This is a genomic window from Ensifer sp. D2-11, assembly GCF_054161295.1.
In genome coordinates this window covers 1,854,019-1,876,998 of the sequence record NZ_CP096433.1, presented here as the reverse complement: position 1 = coordinate 1,876,998, position 22,980 = coordinate 1,854,019, and the positions used below count along the sequence as shown (strand labels likewise).

Genomic DNA, 22,980 nt, shown 5'->3' with positions numbered 1-22,980 from the left:
ATAGGGCCCTCAGAGAAGCGTGCGGTGAAAGCGCCCATGGCGCGTAAAATAAAATGGAACGGTTCTTTCAGGCGGAAGCGAAGGATCCGACATGAGATCGTTTCTCAGATCCGAGAGGATGATTGCGGTGATCTCCGGCACGCGAAGCGCGGAAAAGTCGTCGACATCGATCCACTGCAAATCCTGAAGCTCCCGGCTTTCCGCCACCAGTGAGGGATCGATCTCGGCCTCGTCCGCGAAAACGGCAAAGAACCGCGTGTCAAATCGCCTCGGCAGTCCCGGAGGAGTAATGGCCCGCGCCATATAGCGCAAGTTCGAAAGATCGGGAAGAAACGGAAGCACCGCGCCTTGGCGCTCGCGCGTCCGGCCGAGGCTTACCCCGGCTTCTTCGTAAAGTTCCCTCGCGGCCGCAAGTGCTAGCGCCCGTGCGCGAGCCTCGGTGATCGCCCGCCCGTCGCCTGCCCTGAGAGATCGCAGAACCGCCGGATGAAGATCGCCGTCAAATCTCAGGCGATGGTCGCCGGGATCGCGGCGGCCACCCGGAAAGACGTAAAGGTCCGGCATGAAGACGTGGGCGCTGTGGCGTTTGCCCATCAACACGCGAATGTCCTTGCCGGATCTGTCGAGAAGCATGATGGAGGCCGCGTCGCGCGTCCTGACCGTCGGAGAACTCGCCGCTTCGGCCTCGAGTGCGAAAGCGCGGCCGCCAAGCGGCTCCGGGGTCATGCCGAAGGATCTCGCGGCGGGAGGACGTCTTCAGGCAGATCGTCGTGACCGCCGAAGCCGTGCATTCTCAACGCCCATTGCAGGCCGATGACCGCGCCCTTGACCGGCTGCATCAGGGCGAGCGAACTGGCAAGCGTAACCGGCGCCCAGACCGCGAGATGCTGCCATGTCGTAAGCGGCAGCACGAGATCGGTCATCATATAACCGCCGAGCACGACATGGCCGACGATCGTGACGACGATATAGGGCGGGAAGTCGTCGGCGCGGTGGTGATCCATGCGTTCGCCGCAGGCGTCGCAGGCGTCCACCGATTTGAGGAAGGCGCGGAACAACCGGCCGCGGCCGCAGGCCGGACAGGTCCCGAAAAGGCCACGCTTGATCGAGCGGCCGACAGGCCTTTTGTCGCCCTCCGCTCCGCCGAGCTGAAGCATGTCCGTCGCCGTTGCCTTCATGTCCAATCCTCGTGCCGGACGTCGCGCGTCCGGCTGTCAGTGCCTGCCGCGGGGCGGTCGCGTTCCCGGGCGTTTGCGCGCACCCGTCCGGTCGCGGCGGCCGGCCTTGTGGAAGGAGCGCATTGCCGTCGGCATCTTTCGTCCCTCGCTCAGCATTTCGAAACGGAGTGCACCGGCCAACGGCACCGCTTCTACAAGCTTGACCTGAACCGGGTCCCCGAGACGGTAACCCAGTCCGGATTTCTCGCCGGAAAGGGCCTGATGCGCCTCATCATAGATGAAATAGTCGCGCCCGAGCGTAGATATAGGGATGAAGCCGTCGGCGCCATAGGCGGGGAGGGTGACAAAAAGTCCCGCCTTGGTGACGCCGGAAACCCGTCCGTCGAACTCTTCGCCGACGCGGCCGTTCAGATGGTGGGCGATCAGCCGATCGATCGTATCGCGTTCAGCCGCCATGGCGCGCCGCTCGAAGGTCGAGATTTCGGCGGCGATATCGTCGAGCGCTGCTTCTTCCTCGGGCATTATGCCGCCTTCGCCGAGCCCGAGCGCGGAAACGAGCGCGCGGTGCACGATCAGATCCGCATAGCGCCGGATCGGCGAGGTGAAGTGGGCGTAGCGCAACAGGTTCAGGCCGAAATGACCGATATTTTCCGGGCTGTAGATCGCCTGGCTTTGCGAACGAAGCACCATCTGGTTCACGATCGTCTCGTAAGGCTTTCCGTCGGCCTTGGCGAGAATGCCGTTGAAATGGTTCGCCCGCATGTTGCCGCCTTTGGCGAGCGCGATGTCGAGCGTCGCCAGGAATTCGCGAAGGCTCTCCTGCTTGGCGAGCGAGGGTTGGTCGTGGACACGATAGATCAGAACCTGACGTTTCTGTTCCAGCGTCTCGGCAGCGGCGACATTCGCCTGGATCATCATCTCTTCGATGAGCTTGTGCGCATCGAGGCGTTCCGGCACGAAGACCCGATCGACCGTGCCGTCCGGCTTCAGGATGATCTTGCGCTCCGGCACGTCGAGTTCGAGCGGCTGACGGCGCTCCCTTCCGCGGGTGAGGGTACGATAGGCTTCCCAGAGCGGCTTGAGGATCGTATCCAGTATGGGGCCGGTCTTGTCGTCGGGAGCACCGTCGATCGCGGTCTGCGCCTGTTGGTACGAGAGCTTGGCGGCGCTTCGCATCATGATGCGGTGAAACGTATGCCCGGCCTTGCGGCCTTCCTTGGAAAAGCGCATCCGGACCGCAAGCGCCGGGCGGTCGACGCCTTCCTTCAGGGAGCAGAGGTCGTTGGATATGCGCTCGGGCAGCATCGGTACGACCCGGTCGGGAAAATAGACGGAATTGCCGCGTTTCAACGCCTCAAGATCGAGTGCCGAGCGTGCCCTGACGTACCAGGAGACGTCGGCGATCGCGACGGTGACGATGACGCCGCCCGGATTGTCCGGCGACGAATCCGGCTCCGCGTAGACGGCGTCGTCGTGATCCTTGGCGTCCGCCGGGTCTATGGTGATGAGCGGCAGGGTGCGCCAGTCCTCGCGATGCGCCATGGTTGCAGGACGCGCGGCTTCCGCCTCCTGCAGCACCCTCTCCGGAAAGACGTGCGGGATACCATGGGCATGGATGGCGATCATCGAGATCGCCTTTTCGGACGCGACCGAGCCGATGACGTTCTGCACCTGCGCCCGCGGCAGGCCGTAGCGGCCGATCCGCGAAAGATGCGCTTCGACGAGATCGCCTTCCTTGGCGTCGCCGATGAACTCCGGATCGATGAGGAGCTCCTCGCCGCGCTTGTCGATCGGCATCAGCCGGCCGCCGCCGCCGGGCGTGGCGCGGAAGACGCCGAGGACCGCGTCCTTGCGCTTGTCGAGCACCTTGATGATACGCGCGGTATAGGCAGGGCCGCCGCGTTCCTTGGCCGGGAAAATCTTCGCGAGCACCCGGTCGCCGAGACCGCCTACCGGCGTCTTGCCCTTGGCCCTGGCGACGCTTGATTGCTTGATCAGGACTGCGGGCGCGACGCCGTCGTCGTCGAGCCACTCGGCCGGCCGGCCGATCAGGTCGCCATCGACGTCGCGAATGGTAATGTCAAGAACGGTGACGGGCGGGAGCCCGCCGGGGCGAACGAGCGACTTGCGCTTCTTCTCGACGAGTCCGTCCTCCTCGAGCGATCGCAGCAGTCCCTTGAGTTCTACCCGTGCCTCGCCCTTCAGGCCGAACGCCTTGGCGATCTCGCGCTTCGAGGCGTGTTGCGGGTTCTCGGCGATGAAGCGCATCAGCACCTCGCGGGAAGGAACGACGCCATGAACGATCGTCTCCTTTTCTCCGGCGGGTGCCGTCCTGGCCGCGCGGCCGTTCTTCTTGCCTGCGCCCTTTGCGGGCGTTTCGGTCGGGTCGCGCGGAATCCTGGTCAAGGTCAGTCCTTCTTGGCCTTCGCGGCCGCTTTCGTTTTCGTCTTCGCTGCTGATTTCGGCTTCTCCGCTTTCGCAGTTCCGGCCGATGCAGCCTTGGAAGACTTCGTTCCGGCCGATTTTCCGCCGGCCGATTTTCCCTTTGCCGCCTTGCCCTTGGTCACGCCGCCTTTCGCTTCGCGCTCGGCGATGAGCGCAAGCGCTTCCTCGACCGTGACCGATTGCGGGTCCTTACCCCTCGGCAGCGTGGCATTCACCTTGCCCCAGTTGACGTAGGGCCCGAAGCGTCCGTCGCGAACAGTAATCGCGCCGCCGTCCGGATGTTCCCCGAGCTCCTTGAGGGCCGCCGCGGCGGTCCGACCGCCGCCGGCGCCCTTTGACTGCTTGTCGGCAAGGACGGAAATCGCGCGGTTCAGACCGATAGAGAAGACGTCTTCGACCGATTCCAGATTGGCATAGGTGCCGTTGTGAAGCACGAAGGGGCCATAGCGGCCGATGCCGGTGGAGATCATCTTTCCGCTTTCCGGATGCGGCCCGATGTCGCGCGGCAGGGAGAGCAGGGCGAGGGCCTTCTCGTGATCGATCGCCGCCGGCGTCCAACCCTTCGGCAGGCTGGCGCGTTTCGCCTCCTTGCCGTCGCCGCGCTGGACATAGGGGCCGAAGCGGCCGTTGCGCAGCGTGATTTCCTCGCCGGTATGCGGATCCTTGCCGAGGCTTTGCGGCTCGTTCGTTGCGGCTGCTTCGGCGTCACCGTTGCTGTCGGAGGAGAGTTGGCGCGTGTAGTTGCACTCCGGGTAGTTGGAGCATCCGACGAAAGCACCGTACTTTCCGAGTTTCAGGGACAGTTTGCCGGTGCCGCAGACCTGACAAATGCGCGGGTCGCCGCCATCTTCCCGCTTCGGGAAGACGAGCGGAGCCAGTTCCTCGTTGAGCGCATCGAGCACGTTTGTGACGCGCAGTTCCTTGGTGTCCTCGATCTGGGAGAAGAAGTCCTTCCAGAAGTCGCGCAGCACGTCCTTCCAATTGAGTTCGCCTGCCGAAATCTGGTCGAGTTTCTCCTCGAGCGACGCGGTGAAATCATATTCGACATAGCGGGTGAAGAAGCTTTCGAGGAACGCCGTGACCAGACGGCCTTTCGCCTGCGGCACCAGCTTGCGCTTGTCGATCTCCACATAGTCACGGTCGATGAGGGTCGTGACGGTCGCCGCATAGGTTGACGGGCGGCCGATACCGAGCTCTTCCATCTTCTTGATGAGCGTCGCTTCCGAATAGCGCGGCGGCGGCTCGGTGAAGTGCTGGCTGGCGTTGATCTTCTGCTTGGCAAGATTTTCGCGTGCGTTGATTTCCGGAAGGCGGCCGTCCTCGTCGCCGTCATCCGCCTGCTCGCCGTCTTCCTTCATGTCGGTATAGGCAGCGATGAAGCCGTCGAAGCGGATGACCGAGCCGGTTGCCCTGAGACCCGCCTTCTTGCCGGCATTGTCGGCGACGATCTCGGCGGTGGTGCGCTCGATCTCCGCAGACGCCATCTGGCTCGCGATACCGCGCTTCCAGACAAGATCGTACAGTCTCAGCATGTCGCCGTCGAGGAAGCGCCGGACCTGGTCGGGCGTGCGGTCGAAATCGGTCGGGCGAATGGCCTCGTGCGCTTCCTGGGCATTCTTTGCCTTGGTGGAATAGAAGCGCGGCTTTTCCGGAAGATAACGCTCTCCGAACTGGCTGCCGATGGCCTGGCGCGCGGCCTCGATCGCTTCCGGCGCCATCTGCACGCCGTCCGTTCGCATATAGGTGATGAGACCTACGGTTTCTCCGCCGATATCGACGCCTTCATAGAGCTTCTGCGCCACCTGCATGGTGCGCGATGCCGAGAAGCCGAGCTTCGAGGAGGCGGCCTGCTGCAGCGTCGAAGTGGTGAAGGGCGGGGAGGGATTGCGTTTGACCGGCTTGGCCTCGACGCTCTCGACGACGTAGCTCGCGCCGTCGAGCAGGGACTTCAACCGGTTGGCTTCCTCGCCATTGCCGATCGCCTTCGGCGGCAGCCGCTTGCCGTCGGCCGAAACGAGGCGCGCTTCGAATTCGTCGCCGCGCGGTGTCTTCAGAAGCGCCGAGATGTTCCAGTATTCTTCGGTGACGAAGCGCTCGATCTCCGCCTCGCGGTCGCAGACGAGGCGCAGCGCCACCGATTGCACGCGGCCCGCCGAGCGTGCGCCCGGCAGCTTGCGCCAGAGCACGGGCGAAAGATTGAAGCCGACGAGGTAGTCGAGAGCGCGGCGTGCGAGATATGCGTCGACCAGCGAGGCATCGATGTCGCGGGGTTCGGCCATCGCATCGAGCACGGCCTTCTTGGTGATCGCATTGAAGACGACGCGCTTGACCGGCTTGTCGCCGATGACCTTCTTCTTCCTGAGAAGGTCGAGCACATGCCAGGAGATCGCCTCGCCCTCGCGGTCGGGGTCGGTCGCGAGAATGAGACCGTCGGACGATTTTACCGCATCGGCGATGTCCTTCATCCGCTTGGCGGAAGCGCCGTCGACCTCCCAGGACATCTCGAAGTCTTCGTCGGGGCGAACCGATCCGTCCTTGGCAGGCAGGTCACGCACGTGGCCGAACGAGGCAAGCACCTTGTAGCCTGGGCCCAGGTACTTGTTGATCGTCTTGGCCTTGGAAGGCGATTCCACCACTACAACATTCATCGACATTCTCTGAAACAACTTGTTTGGCGACCCTGCGCGCCAATCCGACGCCACGACATGGACAGGGATTCGGGCGCGGTCAAGGGGTTTGATCGAAAATAGCTATATCACGCTCGACCGCAACCAAGCGGCAACATTCGAATCGGCTCAACCAGTGGTCGTCATTCTTGCCGTTGTCTTCGACGCGGCGGAGCGACAGGTCCTGGCCGTCATTCGGCCGTCGCGAGGGATACGAGATTGCCTCCGTGACGGCAGAGCTGGCCGGCAAGATCCAGTTCGACGAGCACCATATGGATCTGCGGTGCGGCAAGGCCGGTATGTCGGATGAGATCGTCGATCTCGACCGGCGTCGGCCCGAGAGCCTCGACGACGCGCGAGCGATCTGTGTCGTCCGGCGGCTGCGGCATCGGCCGCGGCTCCTCGGCGCTTGGCTCGTTGGCTTCCAGCCGCGAGAAAAGGTCGTCGCGGCTGAGAGGCGCCAGCGCCTCGATCACGTCCGCCGAAGAGGTCGTGACGGTCGCCCCCTGTTTCAGGAGATCGTTCGTGCCATGACAGCGCGGATCGAGAGGCGACCCGGGAACGGCAAAGACCAGCCGGCCGAAATCGGCGGCATAGCGCGCAGTGATCAGTGACCCTGAACGGTTCGCGGCTTCGACGATCGCAACACCGAGGCTGATGCCCGCGACGAGCCGGTTTCGTCTCGGGAAATCCCGGGCGCGCGGTTCCCAGCCAAAGGGCATCTCGCTGACCGCCAGCCCCTCGCCGGAGACGATTTCCTGCAGGAGGCCGAGATTCTCCGGCGGGTAGGGGCGGTCGAGGCCACCGGCGAGCACGGCGATCGTGCCTGTCCGCAGACTGGCGCGGTGCGCGGCGGTGTCGATGCCGCGGGCGAGCCCTGATGTGATGACATAGCCGGCAGCTCCGGCGTCGCGGGCGATCATCGCCGCGAACTTCGCGCCGCTGACCGAGGCATTGCGTGAGCCGACGATCCCAAGCGAGGGACGGGCCGTCGCGTTCAAATTGCCCTTCGTCGCGAGAAGCGGCGGGGCGCCGTCGATCTGTCTGAGCGCGTCCGGATAATCGGGTTCGCCGATGCCCACGAACACGGCACCGAACCGGTGTGCGGCCTCGAGTTCGCGCTCGGCGTCGTCCACCGTGGCGACGCGGAAGGACCGGTCCGCCCCGCCACGACGCGAAAGTTCCGGCAGCGCCTCGAGCGCCGCCTCTGCGTTGCCGAAATGGCTGATCAGATCGCGGAAGGTTGCGGGGCCGACATTGTCGCTTCGGATGAGCCGCAACCATGCGATCTTCTGCCGTTCGCTGAGCGCGGTCCCGGTCCGTCGAGCGCCGGCCGGCGGCATCAGCCCTTTTCTCCGATCCGGCTTTCGGTGCCGCTCAGGAGGCGCTGGATGTTGGCGCGGTGCTTGATCCAGGCGATGGCCGTCATGACCGCAAAGAGCCCGGCCACCTTGCCGTTGCCGGCTGCATAGAGCGCGATGGGGACGGCGGCGGTCGCGACGAGTGCCGAAAGAGAGGAGTAGCGGGTGATCTTTGCCATCGCCAGCCAGATGGCTGCGAAAAGGAGCACCATTACCGGCACGAGGCCGAGCAGTACGCCGATATAGGTCGCAACGCCCTTGCCGCCCCTGAAGGAAAGCCAGACGGGAAAAAGGTGCCCGAGAAAGGCGGCAAAACCGGCGGCAATGCCCGCTTCGACACCCCAGTAGGATGCGATCGCTGCGGCAGCCGTGCCCTTCAGGGCATCGAGCAGCAGCGTGGCGGCGGCAAGCTTCCTGTTGCCGGTTCTGAGCACATTCGTCGCGCCGATATTGCCGGAGCCGATCTTGCGTACGTCACCGAGGCCGGCCATCCGCGTCAGAATGAGGCCGAACGGGATCGAGCCCAGCAGATAACCGAAAACAAGGCATGCGAGAGTCGAAGGCAGCCCCAACTGCCAGGAAAACATGTCCACCGGTCCCCCCTTCCGCTGACCCGCGCCGGTTATGCCGAATGCACGAGTTCGCCAGCAACATAGGTTTGGACGACCCGTCCGGTAAAGCGTGCATTTTCGAAAGGCGTGTTCTTGGAGCGTGAGACGAGCGTCTCCTTGTGGAGAACCCAAGGCTCGTCAAGGTCGATGACGGCGATGTCGGCTCGGGCGCCGGGCTTCAGCGTGCCGGCATCCAGGCCGAAGATCGCGGACGGGCGGGTGGACAGAGCATCGATCAGCCGCATCAGCGGCACTTCGCCGCTGTGATAGAGCCGCAGCGCCGCTGCCGCCAGTGTTTCGAGGCCGATCGCCCCGTCCGCGGCATCCGCGAAGGGCAGGCGCTTGGTGTCGACGTCCTGCGGATCATGAGACGAGACAATGATATCGATCGTTCCGTCGGCCAGCGCCTCGACCATCGCGACGCGATCGCCCTCGGTGCGCAAGGGCGGCGAGAGTTTGAAGAAAGTCCTGTACTCGCCGATGTCGTTCTCGTTCAGGGTCAAGTGGTTGATCGAGATGCCGCAGGTGACGTTGGTGCCGCGCTCGCGGGCGATGCGAATGGTCTCGGCCGATTCGGGAACGGAAATTTCAGCCGCGTGATAGGCCGCACGCGTCAGGCCGGCGATGCGCAGGTCGCGTTCGAGCGGAATGATCTCGGCTTCGCGCGGCACGCCGGGAAGGCCGAGCCAACTCGCAAGCAGCCCTTCATTCATGACGCCGTTGGCGCCGAGATACTTGTCGCGCGTCCCGAGCGCGACGACGGCACCGAACTCGCGCGCGTAGGTCATCGCGCGGCGAAGCACGAGCGTATCGTGCACCGGCTGTCGCCCGTTGGTGAAGCAGACGGCGCCCGCATCGCGAAGCAGCCCGATCTCGGTCATCTCTTGGCCGAGCAGTCCCTTGGTCAGGGCCGCCGCCGGATGGACGTTGACGAGCGCCTTGTCGCGCGCGGTCTTCTGCACGAATTCGACAAGCGCGATATCGTCGATCACCGGATCGGTGTCCGGCATGGCGATGAAAGAAGTGACGCCGCCGGTTGCCGCTGCACGCGAGGCCGACTCGATGGTCTCGCGATGTTCGCTGCCCGGTTCGCCGACGAAGACGCGCGCATCGACCAATCCCGGGACGGCGGTGAGGCCGGCGCAGTCCTTGACGAAGGCGTCCGCAGGTACGCCCTGGTTCTGCGCATCCTTCCCGGCCGCGAGGATACGGCCGTCGTCCCCGACGATGATGGTGCCGATTTCGTCCAGTTTCCGCGAGGGATCGACGATGCGGAGGTTCTGCAGAACGAGTGGTCTGGTCATAGGCGCGGCCCCTGGTTCTGGGAGAGAAGCAATGTTTCCATCACCGCCATGCGCACGGCGACGCCCATCTCGACCTGCTGTTCGATCACGCTTTGCGGCCCGTCGGCGATCTCCGAGGCGATCTCGACGCCGCGGTTCATCGGCCCCGGATGCATGACGAGCGCGTCGTCCTTCGCGACCTTGAGCTTCTCGGCATCCAGGCCGTAGTAATGGAAGTACTCGCGCACCGAAGGCACGAAGGAGCCGGCCATGCGCTCGCGCTGGAGTCTCAGCATCATCACCACGTCCGCATCCTTGAGGCCCTCGGCCATGGAGTGGTAGACCTCGGCGCCCATCTCGGCGATGCCGGCGGGAAGCAGCGTCGCCGGCGCGACGACCCGCACACGGGCGCCCATCTGGTTCAAAAGCAGGATATTGGAGCGGGCGACGCGCGAGTGGAGAACGTCGCCGCAGATCGCCACGATGATCCGCGAGAGCTTGCCCTTGGCGCGCCGGATCGTCAGCGCGTCGAGCAGCGCCTGCGTCGGGTGCTCGTGCTGGCCGTCGCCGGCGTTGACGACCGAGCAGGAGACCTTCTGGGCAAGCAGCGAGGCAGCCCCCGCCGACGAGTGGCGAACGACCAGCACGTCCGGGTGCATGGCGTTCAGCGTCATCGCCGTATCGATCAGCGTCTCGCCTTTCTTCACCGAGGAATTGCCGACGGACATGTTCATGACGTCGGCGCCGAGCCGCTTTCCGGCGAGCTCGAATGAGGACTGGGTACGGGTCGAGGCTTCAAAGAACAGATTGATCTGCGTGAGCCCGCGCAGCGAGGAGGTCTTCTTTTCCCTCTGTCGAGAGATCTTGACGGCCTCGTCGGCGCGATCGAGCAGGAGCGTGATATCCTGTTCCGTCAGCCCCTTGATGCCGAGCAGGTGGCGATGCGGGAAGGTGATCATGAGCCGCCCTTGCATTTCTGGAATTCGGTCGCTCTATAGAACGTGGACCCCGGCGCGGCAAGCGGCGCGCCGCCCGTTCCGAAGAAAACTTGGGCCAACAGAATTGTTTCCATTTGGACAGGAAAGGCTCTAAAACCGGCCCATGAATCAGATGAACCGGACAGAACAAAAACTTGCAGAACTGAACCAGCCCAAGCCCTGGTCCGGTGTCAACGCCTTTCGCTCCGACCCGCTGGTGGTCGACATCACGTCCAGCATGCCGAAGACGCTGCGCGACGAGTTCGATGGGCTTGGGCGCTATGTGACTTCGCCCGAGGCACAGGAACTGGCCCGGATGGCCAATGAAGGCGTGCCGAAGCTGAAGACGCACGGGCCGCGCGGCGAGCGCCTCGACGTCGTCGAGTTCCATCCCGCCTGGCATGCGCTGATGCGCCGCTCCATGACGACCGGTCTGCATTCTTCTGCCTGGGAGAACCTGCCCGATGAGCGCGGCCGCTCGCACAAGGTAAGGGCGATCCGCTTCTATCTGACCGCGCAGCTCGAATGCGGCCATCTCTGCCCGCTGACGATGACCAGTGCCTCGGTCGCGGCGATTACCGCTTCCCCCGCCGTCCAGAAGGAATGGGCGCCGAAGATCCTCTCGCGCAAATATGATTCGTCCAATCGGCCGTGGATGCAGAAATCCGCGGTCACCATCGGCATGGGCATGACCGAGAAGCAGGGCGGCACCGACGTGCGCGCCAATACCTCCACGGCCGAACGGGTGGGGGAGGGCATTTATCGCCTCACCGGACACAAATGGTTCATGTCCGCGCCGATGAGCGACGCTTTCGTCATGCTGGCACAGACCCGGGAGGGGCTCGGCTGCTTCCTGGTCCCGCGGCTGCTGGAGGACGGCGGGGCCAACGGTCTGCGTTTCCAGCGCCTGAAGGACAAGCTGGGCAACCGTTCCAATGCTTCCTCCGAGGTCGAGTTTTCCGACACTTTCGGTTTCCTGCTCGGTACGCCGGATGCCGGTATCCGCACGATCCTGGACATGGTGACGCTGACCCGGCTCGACTGCGCGCTGGCCTCGGCCGGGATGATGCGCGCATCGCTCGCCGAAGCCGTGCATCATACCCGCGGCCGCAAGGTCTTCGGCAAGGCGCTTGTCAGCCAGCCGATGATGACCAGGGTGCTCGCCGATATGGCCCTGGATGTCGCGGCCGCAAGCGCACTGTCGTTCCGCCTGGCCGAAGCCTTCGATAATGCCCATAGCAGCGCGGAGGATGCCGCCTACGCCCGTATCATGACGCCGGTCGCGAAATACTGGTGCTGCAAGATCGCCCCCGCGCTGATCTATGAGGCGATGGAGTGCATGGGCGGCAACGGCTATGTCGAGGAGCGGGCGCTTGCGCGCCACTACCGCGAAGCCCCGGTCAATGCGATCTGGGAAGGCTCCGGCAACGTTATGGCGCTCGACGTCCTGCGGGTGCTCGGGCGCCGGAAGGAACTGTTCGAACAGCTCTTCGCAACGATCGGCCGCGATCTCGGCCCCGCCGGGCGCAAGACGATCGAGGTTCTGCGTGCCGCCATGTCGCTCTGCGAGCGCGACGAGGGCGCGGCACGCATGCTGGTCGAGCAACTGGCGCTGGCGGCGGCTGCTGCCGAACTCTACAGGCTCGGGGCCGGGCGCATCGCCGATGCGTTCCTGGAATCGCGCCTGGCCGCCGGCTGGCGCTCGACTTACGGCATGCTCGATTCGCGCTTCGATTCGGCCTATGTCCTCGATTTGCTCTACCCGGCCGCAACATAGCCCGTAACGAAGAGCACGAGCGGTATCGTCAGGAACGAGGCCGCCGTCTGGATCGTGGCGACGGACGCGTAAAGCTCCGCGTCACCCCCCATCTGCTTGGCCAGAAGATAGCCGTTCATGGCGGTCGGGACGGCCGCACCCACGGCGATGACGAGCAGGGCATCCCCCCGGATGCCGAGAAGCGCGCTGCTGCCCACCATGAACACCGGCATGACGATCAGCTTGAGCACGACCGCGAACAGGACCGGGATGCTCGGGTTCAAGGCGTCGGCGATCTTGAGGCCGGCCCCGACCAGGATCAGCCCAAGCCCGAGCGAAGCGCTCGCCAGCATGTCGACCGCCGTCATCACGGGCTCATACAGTTCGATGCCCGTCAAGTTGAACAATATCCCGAGCGCCGACGAGATGATCAGCGGATTGGTGATGATCTTCAAAAAGAAAAAACCGATGCCACGGCTGCCGCCGCCGAACCAGGTCAGAACGGCGATATTGTAGAAATTGATCGGGATGATGAGCAGTGCCATGACGAGAGCCGTCAGGCTGAGTCCAGCCGTGCCGAATAGTTTTTCAGCGACCGCCAGTGCAATGAAGGCATTCCATCGCGTGGCCGTCTGGAACACCGATGTAAAGGTGGGGCCGGAAATGCCGCCTCGGCGCAGCAGAGGCCAGGCCGAGAGGAGGGCGGCCGACATCAATGTGACGCTGCCGACCGTAGCGACGGCCGTCGCATCAGCCTCGAGGCCGGCCAGGTCCGCCTTCGCCAGCGTCGAGAAGAGCAGAGCGGGAAAGAGAAAATAATAGCCGAACTGCTCGAGCCCGATCCATAGCCCCTGGTCGACAAGCGTCGAGCGCCGGAGCGCGACACCAAGGATCACGAGCAGGAAGACCGGCAGAATGCTTTCGAAGACGATGGTCATCAGGGCTCCAGGCAGACGGAGGTTCACGCACGCAGCGCCGCGCGCCCTATGAGGTGCGCAGAACTCGCTGTAGAGCGCTGGACAGGCGGCCGCAAGCCGGCTTTCACTGTGAATATTAACCTTAACAAATGGTTTACGTTGCGCTTCTGCCTCCGAGGCGGAGATACTGGCGGTGTGATTTTTTAAGGATGGAACGGAGCGGCCGGTGAGAGCTGCCTTGCTGATCATCATGGTGATCTTTTTCGCCGGCTTGGCGCTCGACATAGCGAGCCTCGCGGCCGTCCTGACCACGTTCGTCCTGCTTGATCGTGCAATCTTTCCGCTTCTTAGCGGTCACCAGCCGGAGAGGGGCGCTTCATGAAGTGGTTGCTGATCTTCTGGGGCGGTCCCGTGATGCTGCTTACGGGCTGGTACGGGCTCTCCTACTATGACATGAGCTTCGGCGTCTTCATGCTGACACGAGAGGCGCATGAGCTCGTCTTCCGGGTTTACGGGAGTATCCTGGGAATCCCGCCGGAAACCATTCCGCCGCTCGTCGCCCGGGCCATGATCGTCGACAGCCTGATCGTGTTCGGCCTTGTCGCGCTCAGGAAGCGGAGGCAGATCGCGGCCTGGTATCGGCGCCGTTACGGCGCGTCCCGATCGCCGGAAGCGCCTCTCGCCAGCGATGCCAATCTATCCAGCGCTCCCTGAAGGATGAAGGAAGCGGCGGCCGAATCGATGCGTTCGGCCCGCTTTTTCCGCGATACGTCCATTTCGATCAGTACCCGCTCGGCTGCCACCGTGGACAGGCGTTCGTCCCAGAGGACGAAGGGGATATCGGTCTTTTCTCCCATATTGCGCACGAAGGCCCGCGTCGCCTGGCAGCGCGGCCCTTCCGATCCGTCCATATTCACCGGCAAGCCGATGATGAAGGCGGCGATTTTTTCCTTCTCCGCAAAAGACAGGAGCGCCTGCGCGTCGGCGCCGAACTTGACGCGGCGGATCACCTCGCGCGGCGTCGCAAAGCGCCGCCCCAGATCGGAAACCGAAATGCCGATCGTTTTCGTCCCGAGGTCCAGGCCTGCCACCGACTGATAGGGCGGCAGCCGCTCCGCGAGTTCCTCCATCGTGAGAATTGCCATGGGATTTACCGATTCGATCTTTCCAGTGCGCTGGTCTGATCCATATGCTTGTCCTAGACATAAATCGATCAATTTTATCGCCCGACTCGCCTGGGGTGCCGCGCGCGATCTGAGGAGAACATCATGAACATCAAATGGCTGGGACATTCCGCCTTCCATATCGAAACGGCGAAAGCCAAAATCCTGATAGATCCGTTCTTCACCGGCAATCCGGCCTTTCGGGACGAGGAGCGCAAGGCCGCAACGGCGGGACTGACCCACATTCTGCTGACCCACGGCCACGGCGACCATGTCGGCGACACCGTTGCCATAGCCAGGGAAACCGGCGCGACGGTCCTTGCCAATTTCGACCTCTGCATGTGGCTCGGCCGGCAGGGCATTTCGAAGCTGGAGCCGGGCAATACGGGCGGAACCATCCAGCTCGGGAGCTTCACCGCCACATTCGTCAACGCGCTGCATTCATCGGCGCAGATCACCGACGACGGCGTTTCGCATTCGCTCGGCAATGCCAATGGCCTCGTTCTTCATTTCGACGACGAGCCGACGCTCTATCACATGGGCGACACGGACATCTTCTCCGACATGGCGCTCGTGCAGGAACTGCACGAGCCGGAAATCGGCATCGTGCCGATCGGCGACCGTTTCACCATGGGCGGTGCCGTGGCCGCGCTCGCGTGCCAGCGTTACTTCAAGTTCAACACGGCGATCCCTTGCCACTATGGCTCCTTCCCGATCATCGACCAGACGCCGGAGACCTTCATTGCCGGCATGGACGGCGCCTCGACATTGGTCGCCACCCCCGAGGTCGGTGGCGCGGTAACCCTATAAAGAAGGGCGCAGCCCCGCCCGAAGCCGGTCGGCGCCATTCGCGAGTTGCACGTTGTGCAACTCGCCTTTATAGCGGGGGAAACTTTGCGATACCGGAGACGATCATGTCCGTAGACCTTGCCACCGTGAAGCGCGTCGCGCGCCTTGCCCGCATCGCCGTCAGCGATGAGGAAGCCGAGCGGATGACCGGCGAACTCAACGGTATCCTGGGCTTCGTCGAGCAGCTCTCCGAAGTGGATGTCGACGGAGTCGAGCCGATGACGTCGGTGATGCCGATGAAGATGAAGAAGCGCGACGACATCGTCGCGGATGGTGACAAGGCGGACGACATTGTCGCCAATGCGCCGAATTCGGATCGCAACTTCTTCCTCGTTCCGAAGGTGGTCGAGTAACCACCCGCCGCCCGTCCCGCCGTTCCGAATGCGAAAGTCCGATTGCACCATGACCGACCTTACGAGCCTCACGATCGCCGAAGCCCGCGCGAAGCTTTCCGCCAAGGAAATCACCGCGGTCGAATTGACCGACGCCTATCTTGGCGCGATCGAGGCAGCCAACGAGACGATCAACGCCTATGTCGCCGTTACGCCGGAAAAGGCGCGCGAGATGGCGAAGGCCTCGGACGCCCGCATCGCAGCCGGCAAGGCCGGCGCGCTCGAGGGCATCCCGCTCGGTATCAAGGATCTCTTCGGCACGGAGGGCATCCACACGCAGGCATGCAGCCACATACTCGACGGATTCGAGCCGCGCTACGAGTCGACCGTGACCCAGAACCTCTGGAACGACGGCGCCGTCATGCTCGGCAAGCTTAACATGGACGAGTTCGCCATGGGCTCGTCTAACGAGACCTCCTATTACGGACCGGTCAAGAACCCGTGGCGCGCTAAGGGCTCGAATCTGGACCTGGTTCCGGGCGGCTCTTCCGGCGGATCGGCGGCCGCGGTCGCGGCGCGTCTTTGCGCCGGCGCCACCGCGACCGATACCGGCGGCTCGATCCGCCAGCCGGCGGCGTTCACCGGCACCGTCGGCATCAAGCCGACCTATGGCCGCTGCTCGCGCTGGGGCGTCGTCGCCTTCGCCTCGTCGCTCGACCAGGCGGGCCCTATCGCCCGCGACGTGCGCGATGCCGCGATCCTGTTGAAGTCGATGGCGAGCATCGATCCGAAGGACACGACGTCCGTCGATCTGCCGGTGCCGGACTACGAAGCCGCGATCGGCCAGTCGATCAAGGGCATGCGGATCGGCATTCCCAAGGAATACCGCGTCGACGGCATGCCGGAGGATATCGAGGCGCTCTGGCAGCAGGGTATCGCCTGGCTTAGGGACGCCGGCGCCGAAATCGTCGATATCTCGCTGCCGCATACGAAATACGCGCTGCCCGCTTACTACATCGTCGCTCCGGCCGAAGCGTCGTCCAACCTCGCGCGTTACGACGGCGTTCGCTACGGCCTGCGTGTCGACGGCAAGGACATCATCGACATGTATGAAAAGACGCGCGCCGCCGGCTTCGGCCAGGAGGTCAAGCGTCGCATCATGATCGGCACCTATGTGCTTTCCGCCGGCTATTACGATGCCTATTACCTGCGCGCGCAGAAGGTCCGGACTTTGATCAAGCGCGACTTCGAGCTCGCATTTCAGGCGGGCGTCGATGCGATCCTGACGCCGGCCACGCCGTCCTCCGCCTTCGGCATTGCCGACGAGGACCTCGCATCCGATCCGGTGAAGATGTACCTGAACGACATCTTCACCGTGACGGTGAACATGGCCGGCCTTCCGGGCATTGCGGTGCCGGGCGGGCTCGACCGCAAGGGGCTGCCGCTCGGTCTGCAGCTCATCGGCAAACCCTTCGAGGAAGAAACGCTGTTCAAGACGGCCCATGTCATCGAACAGGCAGCCGGCCGCTTCACGCCGTCCAAATGGTGGTGACGGCGTAAAGAGACCGCAAGGTGCCGGAAATCGCTGCAATACCGACCGCATCGAACACCGGAGACGATATCTCCGGTATCGATGCGATGCGGATCGCCGGCGCTCAGCGGTTGTTGAGCTCCGATCTGACCAGATGCAGTCCGCGTTCGGTAATGCGATACGGCTTACCGGCGGATGACTTGATCGCTCTCTTCCGTTTCAGCTTACGGAAAAGCTCGAGATCGACGCCGGGATAGACCCAGCCGTCTCTCGTAAAGCAGCGAATTTCCGCGATCGCCTTGCCTTCGCGGGTGATTTCAATGCGGCCGCCCTGGGCCAAATGGTGAAGAATGCGCTGTTCGGCGCGCGAAATGTCCATCGTTAGAGTATTCCGGAATAGCGTTCATCAGAACGCAGGAAAACGTTCCGTTCTTCGTGAGAAGAGCGGGGTTTACGTTTCCGGCCCATGCACGCTTTTCAGTGGAAGCGGGCAGGGCCCTTACCGGGACTCAGACTGATGGAACATAAAGACTCCTGTCGGATCTCGCGCTTTCTAGGAGATCGCCCCGCAATCGTCAAGGTTGCAAAGACCGGCTGCCAGAGCCGGCATTGTCCAGTGCCCCATGTGTGCGGCCGCGCCTTGAAAGCTTGCACCGTGGGATCAATTGCTCTACCGAGAAACCACGAATTCAGGCTTCAAAGAAGAGCATGACATGAGCATCGTCGACGTCCGCACTCCTGATCCGAAACGCTTCATTCCAGGCGCCACCGGCGACTGGGAGGTCATCATCGGCATGGAGGTCCATGCGCAGGTGCTGAGCAATTCGAAGCTGTTCTCCAGTGCGTCGACGGAGTTCGGATCGGAGCCGAATGCCAATGTTTCGCTCGTCGATGCCGCAATGCCGGGCATGCTTCCGGTCATCAACGAGGAATGCGTCAAGCAGGCCGTGCGCACCGGCCTGGGCTTGAAGGCAAAGATCAACAATCGCTCGATCTTCGACCGGAAGAACTATTTCTATCCGGACCTGCCGCAGGGCTACCAGATCTCGCAATACAAGGACCCGATCGTCGGCGAGGGCAAGATCATCATTTCCGTCGGTCCGGACCGCCAGGGGCAGTTCGAAGACGTCGAGATCGGCATCGAGCGCCTGCACCTGGAGCAGGATGCCGGCAAGTCGATGCACGACCAGCATCCCGCCATGTCCTACGTCGACCTCAACCGGTCGGGCGTCGCGCTGATGGAGATCGTCTCGAAGCCGGACCTGCGTTCGTCGGACGAGGCGAAAGCCTATCTCACCAAGCTTCGCTCGATCCTGCGTTATCTCGGCACCTGCGACGGCAATATGGACGAGGGCTCGATGCGCGCGGACGTCAACGTCTCGGTTCGCCGTCCGGGCGAAGCTTTCGGCACGCGCTGCGAAATCAAGAACGTCAACTCGATCCGCTTCGTCGGCCAGTCGATCGAGTACGAGGCCCGTCGCCAGATCGCCATCCTTGAAGACGGCGGCGCGATCGACCAGGAGACCCGGCTCTTCGATGCCAATAAGGGCGAGACCCGCTCCATGCGTTCGAAGGAAGAGGCGCACGACTACCGCTACTTCCCCGATCCGGATCTCCTGCCGCTCGAGTTTGACGATGCCTTCGTGGAAGCGCTCAAGGCCGACCTTCCCGAATTGCCGGACGACAAGAAGGAACGCTTCGTTCGCGATCTCGGCCTGTCCGTTTACGATGCGTCCGTTCTCGTCTCGGAAAAGGCGATTGCCGATTACTTCGAAGCCGTGGCCGAAGGCCGTGACGGCAAGGCGGCGGCGAACTGGGTGATCAACGATCTTCTCGGCGCGCTGAACAAGGCCGGCAAGACCATCGAGGAAACGCCGGTCTCGCCGGCGCAGCTCGGCGGCATCATCGATCTCATCAAGGATGGCACCATTTCCGGCAAGCTCGCAAAGGACCTCTTCGAAATCCTTTGGAACGAGGGAGGCGACCCGGCCGAAATCGTCGAGAGCCGCGGTATGAAGCAGGTCACCGACACCGGTGCGATCGAGAAGGCGGTCGACGAGATCATCGCCGCCAATCCCGACCAGGTGGAAAAGGCCAAGGCGAAGCCGTCGCTCGCCGGCTGGTTCGTCGGGCAGGTGATGAAGGCGACCGGCGGCAAGGCCAATCCGCAGGCGGTGCAGGCCCTGGTAAAATCCAAACTCGGCATCGAGGAGTGACGATGTTCTTCGTCCGAACCGCGAGCGAGCGTGACCTCGAGAAGGTTCGCGCTCTGCTCGCCGAGACGTGGCACGCGACCTACGATACGTTCTACGGTGCCGAAAAGGTCAATGAACTGACGGCGAAGTGGCATTCGATCGAGGCCCTTCGCGCGCGCCTGCAGCGCAAGCATTCCGAGTTTGTCGTCGCCGACAACGGCAGCGAGCTTGCCGGCATGGGTTATGCCGCCATGTCCGAGTCGCTGGAAAAGACAGCCGTGCTGCACCAGCTCTATGTGCTGCCGAAGCATCAACGCCATGGCGTCGGCCGCGACATGTTCGCGGAGCTCGAGACCTGCTTCCCGGATGCGGAACGCATGCGGGTGGAGGTGGAGTCGCAGAACCTGCACGCGCTCGCCTTTTATCGCGCGCACGGATTTGTGGAAGTCGCAAAAACATCCAGTTGCGGCGACGAGCAGTCCGGCATACCGGCGCTCATCCTGGAAAAGCGCCTTTCCTGACCTTCCACGCCGCATCGATGCGAACACAGGCGCTTCGGCCTCGAGATGCGGGTGAAAGACCCGAGCCGGGAGCGGAATCACTGGACAACGCGAAAGCGGCGCGGCATAAGCGGGGGCGAGATTTTGATATCCGGCCGGCTCCCACCGGCCGGTAAAGGACGATGCATATGAAGCTCCTGCTGCAGATTTTCACCTGGTGGAATGGACAGACGATCGGTACCCGGTTTCACACCTGGCGCCATGGCCAGCGCGTCGGGGAAGACGAATTCGGCAACGTCTACTATCAGGGCGGCACGGACTCCGAGGGACGGACGCGGCGTTGGGTGATCTACAACGGTCCCGCCGAGGCGTCTGCGATCCCGCCGGGCTGGCATGGCTGGATGCATCATCGCACCGACGTCTCCCCCGCCGACGAGAAATATGCGGTCCGCGAATGGCAGAAGCCGCACCGCGCCAACCCGACCGGTACGCCCAATGCCTACCGGCCGAAGGGGTCGATTGCCGGTGCCGGCAAGCGCCCGCGTGTGACCGGCGACTACGACGCCTGGACGCCGCGCTCCTGAGCCGGGCTTCTCGGGCATCGTCCCGCGACTTGCGGGACGATCACGGCGCAGCCACATTTCGGGTTTAGCGCCTGAAGTCCATCCGGGACTAACAGCAATGTGCGGGGGATTGGCGGTAATGGCGGGTTTCTGTCTGCGGGATTTGATTGGCCGGGGAGGGCGGTTTGCGGCCATTGCCCTTCTCCTTGCCGCTCCGGTGACGTCTGCCGTCGAAACCGCGCAGGCGGCACGCCTTTCCAACGCCGTGGCGGTCTTCTCCGGCATCGACAAGATCACCGGCCGCATCACCAGCTTTGACGTCTATATCGGCGAAACGGTGCAATTCGGTGCGCTGCAGGTAACTCCGCGCGTTTGCCACAGCCGCGACGAAACGGAAGCGCCGAAGACGACCACCTTTGTGGAGGTGGACGAAATCACGCTCGACCGGAAGATCCGCCGCATCTTTACCGGCTGGATGTTTGCCGACAGCCCGGGGCTCAACGCCGTCGAGCACCCCGTCTATGACGTTTGGCTGCAGTCCTGCAAGTCCACCTCCGAAGTTCCGCCGCCCGACACTGCGGCAAAGCAATAGAGCACTTGACAGGGCGCCTCCTGCGATCCTTCGCCCTTTGCCTGTCACTGGAGCGACGCAAAGCGTAAGCCTTCCCTTGAGAAGGCATAATCCTCAAAATTCGAGATTTGGCGAGGCGATCGCTTTCGCGAGCAGAACTTCGTACTGAGCCTTCGGCACGTCGACTGCGCCGAAGGACTTCAGGTGTTCGGTCGTGAACTGCGTGTCGAGGAGCTGAAACCCCTTCGACCTCAATCGCTCGACCAGATGGACGAGGCAGATCTTGGATGCGCCGGTGCGGCGCGAGAACATGCTCTCGCCGAAAAAGGCTGCGCCGAGTGAAACGCCGTAGAGGCCGCCGACGAGCGCATCTCCCTCCCAGGCCTCGACGCTGTGCGCATGGCCCATATTGTGCAGGGCCGCATAGAGGGAGCGGATCGTGTCGTTGATCCACGTCGTCGGCCTGTCCGGTGCGGGCTGCGCGCACCCCTCCATGACTTCAGCGAAGGCCGTATCGAAGCGAATGTCGAAGGGGCGCCTGCGGATCGCTTTGGCGAGGCTGCGCGAGACGTGAAACCGGTCCAGCGGAATGATGCCGCGAATCTCGGGCTCGACCCAGAAAAGTTCCGGATCGTCGGCCGAGTCGGCCATGGGGAAGAGGCCGATCGAGTAGGCGCGCAACAACATGTCCGGCGTGATATCCGGTTGTTTGCTGCGCGTCTCCTTCAATGTCGTATCCTATGCGGATGTTGTGGCCAGATGGTGCTCCAGCCAATGGATATCATAATCGCCGTTTGCGATATCCTGATTGTTGATCAGGTCCTGAAAAAGGGGAAGAGTCGTCTTGATGCCGTCGATGACAAATTCGTCAAGCACGCGGCGCAGCCGCATCATGCACTCGACGCGCGTCCGGCCGTGGACGATCAGCTTACCGATCAGGCTGTCATAGTAGGGGGGTATGCGGTAACCCTGATAGGCGCCGCTGTCGACGCGCACACCGAGGCCGCCCGGGGCGTGGAAATGCGTGATCGTGCCCGGGGAAGGGACGAAGGTGCGCGGATCTTCGGCGTTGATGCGGCATTCGATGGCGTGACCGGAGAAGACGATATCCTCCTGCTTGGCGGAGAGGCCGGCTCCGGACGCCACGCGAATCTGCTCGTGCACGAGGTCGATCCCGGTGATCGCTTCGGTAATCGGGTGTTCGACCTGCAGGCGCGTGTTCATCTCGATGAAGTAGAACTCGCCGTTCTCGTAGAGGAATTCGATCGTGCCGGCGCCGCGATACTTCAACTTCTTCATCGCGTCGGCGCAGACCTGACCGATCTTCATGCGCTGTTCGACGTTCAGGGCCGGGGAGTTGGCTTCTTCCCATACCTTCTGATGGCGGCGCTGCAGCGAGCAGTCGCGTTCACCGAGATGGATCGCATTGCCTTCGCCGTCCCCGACGACCTGTATTTCGATATGGCGCGGCTTGCCGAGAAACTTCTCCATGTAGACCGCGTCGTTGCCGAATGCGGCCGCGGCTTCGGAACGTGCCGTCGCAACCGCATTTTCGAGTTCCTCCTCGGTGCGGGCGACCTTCATGCCGCGGCCACCGCCACCCGCCGTCGCCTTGATCAGCACGGGGAATCCGATCTGGCGGGCGATCTCCAGGGCATTCTCCGGCCTCACTTCGCCATCGGAGCCCGGAACGACCGGAATGCCGAGTTCTTCCGCCGTCTTCTTGGCGGTGATCTTGTCGCCCATGAGGCGGATGTGCTCGGCAGTCGGTCCGATGAAAGTGATGCCGTGCGCATCGAGGATATCGGCGAACTTGGCGTTCTCCGAGAGGAAGCCGTAACCCGGATGCACCGCATCCGCACCGGTGATCTCACAGGCGGCAACGATCTGATGGATGTTCAGATAGCTCTCGCGCGAAGGCGGCGGGCCGATGCAGACGCTCTCGTCGGCGAGCCGGACATGCATGGCGTCGCTGTCCGCCGTCGAGTGCACGGCTACGGTCGCGATGCCGAGCTCCTTGCAGGCGCGCAGAACGCGCAGAGCAATTTCGCCGCGATTAGCAATGAGGATTTTCGAGATCAT

Annotated in this window: 23 protein-coding genes; 10 read left to right on the top strand and 13 right to left on the bottom strand. The window is 63.3% G+C overall.

Features of this window, described 5'->3' with window-relative positions; translation table 11 throughout:
• Positions 1-9: 9 nt before the first annotated feature.
• From M1D34_RS09125 to M1D34_RS09090, 8 genes are all read right to left on the bottom strand, one after another.
• Complete coding sequence (locus tag M1D34_RS09125; protein ID WP_498778760.1) at positions 10-726, bottom strand: NUDIX hydrolase; 717 nt, start codon at positions 724-726, stop codon at positions 10-12.
• Positions 723-1,178 carry a DUF983 domain-containing protein gene (locus tag M1D34_RS09120; protein WP_498778759.1) on the bottom strand — a complete coding sequence of 152 codons (456 nt, stop codon included), beginning with the start codon at positions 1,176-1,178 and terminating at the stop codon, positions 723-725. Before M1D34_RS09120 ends, M1D34_RS09125 begins: the two co-directional genes overlap by 4 nt.
• Before the next feature lie 36 nt (positions 1,179-1,214).
• Positions 1,215-3,584: a ribonuclease R gene (gene rnr, locus M1D34_RS09115; protein WP_003533025.1), complete on the bottom strand. Its 2,370-nt coding sequence runs from the start codon at positions 3,582-3,584 to the stop codon at positions 1,215-1,217.
• A gap of 2 nt (positions 3,585-3,586) precedes the next feature.
• Positions 3,587-6,271 (bottom strand): type I DNA topoisomerase, encoded by a 2,685-nt coding sequence (gene topA / locus M1D34_RS09110; protein WP_028011292.1) that lies wholly within the window; start codon positions 6,269-6,271, stop codon positions 3,587-3,589.
• Between the two features lie 209 nt (positions 6,272-6,480).
• Positions 6,481-7,632, bottom strand: coding sequence for a DNA-processing protein DprA (gene dprA, locus M1D34_RS09105; RefSeq protein WP_498778757.1), 1,152 nt, complete (start codon positions 7,630-7,632; stop codon positions 6,481-6,483).
• The gene (gene plsY, locus M1D34_RS09100; RefSeq protein ID WP_027989611.1) at positions 7,632-8,237 is read right to left on the bottom strand and encodes a glycerol-3-phosphate 1-O-acyltransferase PlsY; all 606 of its coding nucleotides are present in this window, start codon (positions 8,235-8,237) and stop codon (positions 7,632-7,634) included. The genes dprA and plsY overlap by 1 nt, the downstream gene beginning before the upstream one ends.
• Positions 8,238-8,272: 35 nt before the next feature.
• Positions 8,273-9,565, bottom strand: coding sequence for a dihydroorotase (locus tag M1D34_RS09095; protein ID WP_153314173.1), 1,293 nt, complete (start codon positions 9,563-9,565; stop codon positions 8,273-8,275).
• Entirely contained in the window at positions 9,562-10,503 is a 942-nt protein-coding gene (locus tag M1D34_RS09090) for an aspartate carbamoyltransferase catalytic subunit (protein ID WP_003533035.1), read from the bottom strand. Before M1D34_RS09090 ends, M1D34_RS09095 begins: the two co-directional genes overlap by 4 nt.
• Positions 10,504-10,645: 142 nt before the next feature.
• Between M1D34_RS09090 and M1D34_RS09085 the strand changes: the two genes are divergently transcribed.
• Positions 10,646-12,298 carry an acyl-CoA dehydrogenase family protein gene (locus tag M1D34_RS09085; protein WP_003533037.1) on the top strand — a complete coding sequence of 551 codons (1,653 nt, stop codon included), beginning with the start codon at positions 10,646-10,648 and terminating at the stop codon, positions 12,296-12,298.
• Here M1D34_RS09085 and M1D34_RS09080 read toward each other — a convergent pair.
• Positions 12,280-13,215, bottom strand: a complete 936-nt coding sequence (locus tag M1D34_RS09080) for an AEC family transporter (protein ID WP_010969168.1) — start codon at positions 13,213-13,215, stop codon at positions 12,280-12,282. The two genes, M1D34_RS09085 and M1D34_RS09080, sit on opposite strands and share 19 nt — an antisense overlap.
• Before the next feature lie 205 nt (positions 13,216-13,420).
• Between M1D34_RS09080 and M1D34_RS09075 the strand changes: the two genes are divergently transcribed.
• Both M1D34_RS09075 and M1D34_RS09070 read left to right on the top strand, forming a co-directional pair.
• Positions 13,421-13,576, top strand: a complete 156-nt coding sequence (locus M1D34_RS09075; protein WP_010969169.1) for a hypothetical protein — start codon at positions 13,421-13,423, stop codon at positions 13,574-13,576.
• Entirely contained in the window at positions 13,573-13,908 is a 336-nt protein-coding gene (locus M1D34_RS09070) for a DUF6105 family protein (protein WP_003533044.1), read from the top strand. The genes M1D34_RS09075 and M1D34_RS09070 overlap by 4 nt, the downstream gene beginning before the upstream one ends.
• Here M1D34_RS09070 and ruvX read toward each other — a convergent pair.
• A complete protein-coding gene (gene ruvX, locus M1D34_RS09065) occupies positions 13,842-14,339 on the bottom strand; it encodes a Holliday junction resolvase RuvX (protein WP_010969171.1) in 498 nt (165 codons plus the stop codon). The genes M1D34_RS09070 and ruvX overlap by 67 nt on opposite strands.
• A gap of 123 nt (positions 14,340-14,462) precedes the next feature.
• Here ruvX and M1D34_RS09060 point away from each other — a divergent pair, with 123 nt between their 5' ends.
• The 3 genes from M1D34_RS09060 (at position 14,463) to gatA (ending at position 17,090) form a co-directional block, all read left to right on the top strand.
• A complete protein-coding gene (locus M1D34_RS09060; protein WP_498778754.1) occupies positions 14,463-15,167 on the top strand; it encodes a metal-dependent hydrolase in 705 nt (234 codons plus the stop codon).
• 104 nt (positions 15,168-15,271) lie between these two features.
• Positions 15,272-15,559 carry an Asp-tRNA(Asn)/Glu-tRNA(Gln) amidotransferase subunit GatC gene (gene gatC, locus M1D34_RS09055; protein ID WP_003533050.1) on the top strand — a complete coding sequence of 96 codons (288 nt, stop codon included), beginning with the start codon at positions 15,272-15,274 and terminating at the stop codon, positions 15,557-15,559.
• A gap of 49 nt (positions 15,560-15,608) precedes the next feature.
• Positions 15,609-17,090, top strand: coding sequence for an Asp-tRNA(Asn)/Glu-tRNA(Gln) amidotransferase subunit GatA (gene gatA, locus M1D34_RS09050; protein WP_028011286.1), 1,482 nt, complete (start codon positions 15,609-15,611; stop codon positions 17,088-17,090).
• A gap of 103 nt (positions 17,091-17,193) precedes the next feature.
• On the opposite strand, the gene M1D34_RS09045 is transcribed toward gatA, so the two are convergent.
• On the bottom strand, positions 17,194-17,448 hold the full coding sequence (locus M1D34_RS09045; protein ID WP_003533053.1) for a YjhX family toxin: 255 nt from the start codon (positions 17,446-17,448) through the stop codon (positions 17,194-17,196).
• 334 nt (positions 17,449-17,782) lie between these two features.
• On the opposite strand from M1D34_RS09045, the gene gatB reads away from it, so the two are divergent.
• The 4 genes from gatB to M1D34_RS09025 all read left to right on the top strand — a co-directional run bounded on the left by gatB (position 17,783) and on the right by M1D34_RS09025 (position 20,919).
• A complete protein-coding gene (gene gatB / locus M1D34_RS09040) occupies positions 17,783-19,285 on the top strand; it encodes an Asp-tRNA(Asn)/Glu-tRNA(Gln) amidotransferase subunit GatB (protein ID WP_028011285.1) in 1,503 nt (500 codons plus the stop codon).
• A gap of 2 nt (positions 19,286-19,287) precedes the next feature.
• Positions 19,288-19,785: a GNAT family N-acetyltransferase gene (locus M1D34_RS09035; RefSeq protein WP_498778750.1), complete on the top strand. Its 498-nt coding sequence runs from the start codon at positions 19,288-19,290 to the stop codon at positions 19,783-19,785.
• A gap of 167 nt (positions 19,786-19,952) precedes the next feature.
• Positions 19,953-20,348 carry an NADH:ubiquinone oxidoreductase subunit NDUFA12 gene (locus tag M1D34_RS09030; RefSeq protein ID WP_003533066.1) on the top strand — a complete coding sequence of 132 codons (396 nt, stop codon included), beginning with the start codon at positions 19,953-19,955 and terminating at the stop codon, positions 20,346-20,348.
• 118 nt (positions 20,349-20,466) lie between these two features.
• A complete protein-coding gene (locus M1D34_RS09025; protein ID WP_003533068.1) occupies positions 20,467-20,919 on the top strand; it encodes a DUF2155 domain-containing protein in 453 nt (150 codons plus the stop codon).
• 93 nt (positions 20,920-21,012) lie between these two features.
• Here the strand turns inward: M1D34_RS09025 and aat are convergent, their stop codons facing one another.
• Together aat and accC are read right to left on the bottom strand one after the other, a co-directional pair.
• Positions 21,013-21,627 (bottom strand): leucyl/phenylalanyl-tRNA--protein transferase, encoded by a 615-nt coding sequence (gene aat, locus M1D34_RS09020; protein WP_003533070.1) that lies wholly within the window; start codon positions 21,625-21,627, stop codon positions 21,013-21,015.
• 9 nt (positions 21,628-21,636) lie between these two features.
• On the bottom strand, positions 21,637-22,980 hold the full coding sequence (gene accC, locus M1D34_RS09015; RefSeq protein ID WP_003533072.1) for an acetyl-CoA carboxylase biotin carboxylase subunit: 1,344 nt from the start codon (positions 22,978-22,980) through the stop codon (positions 21,637-21,639).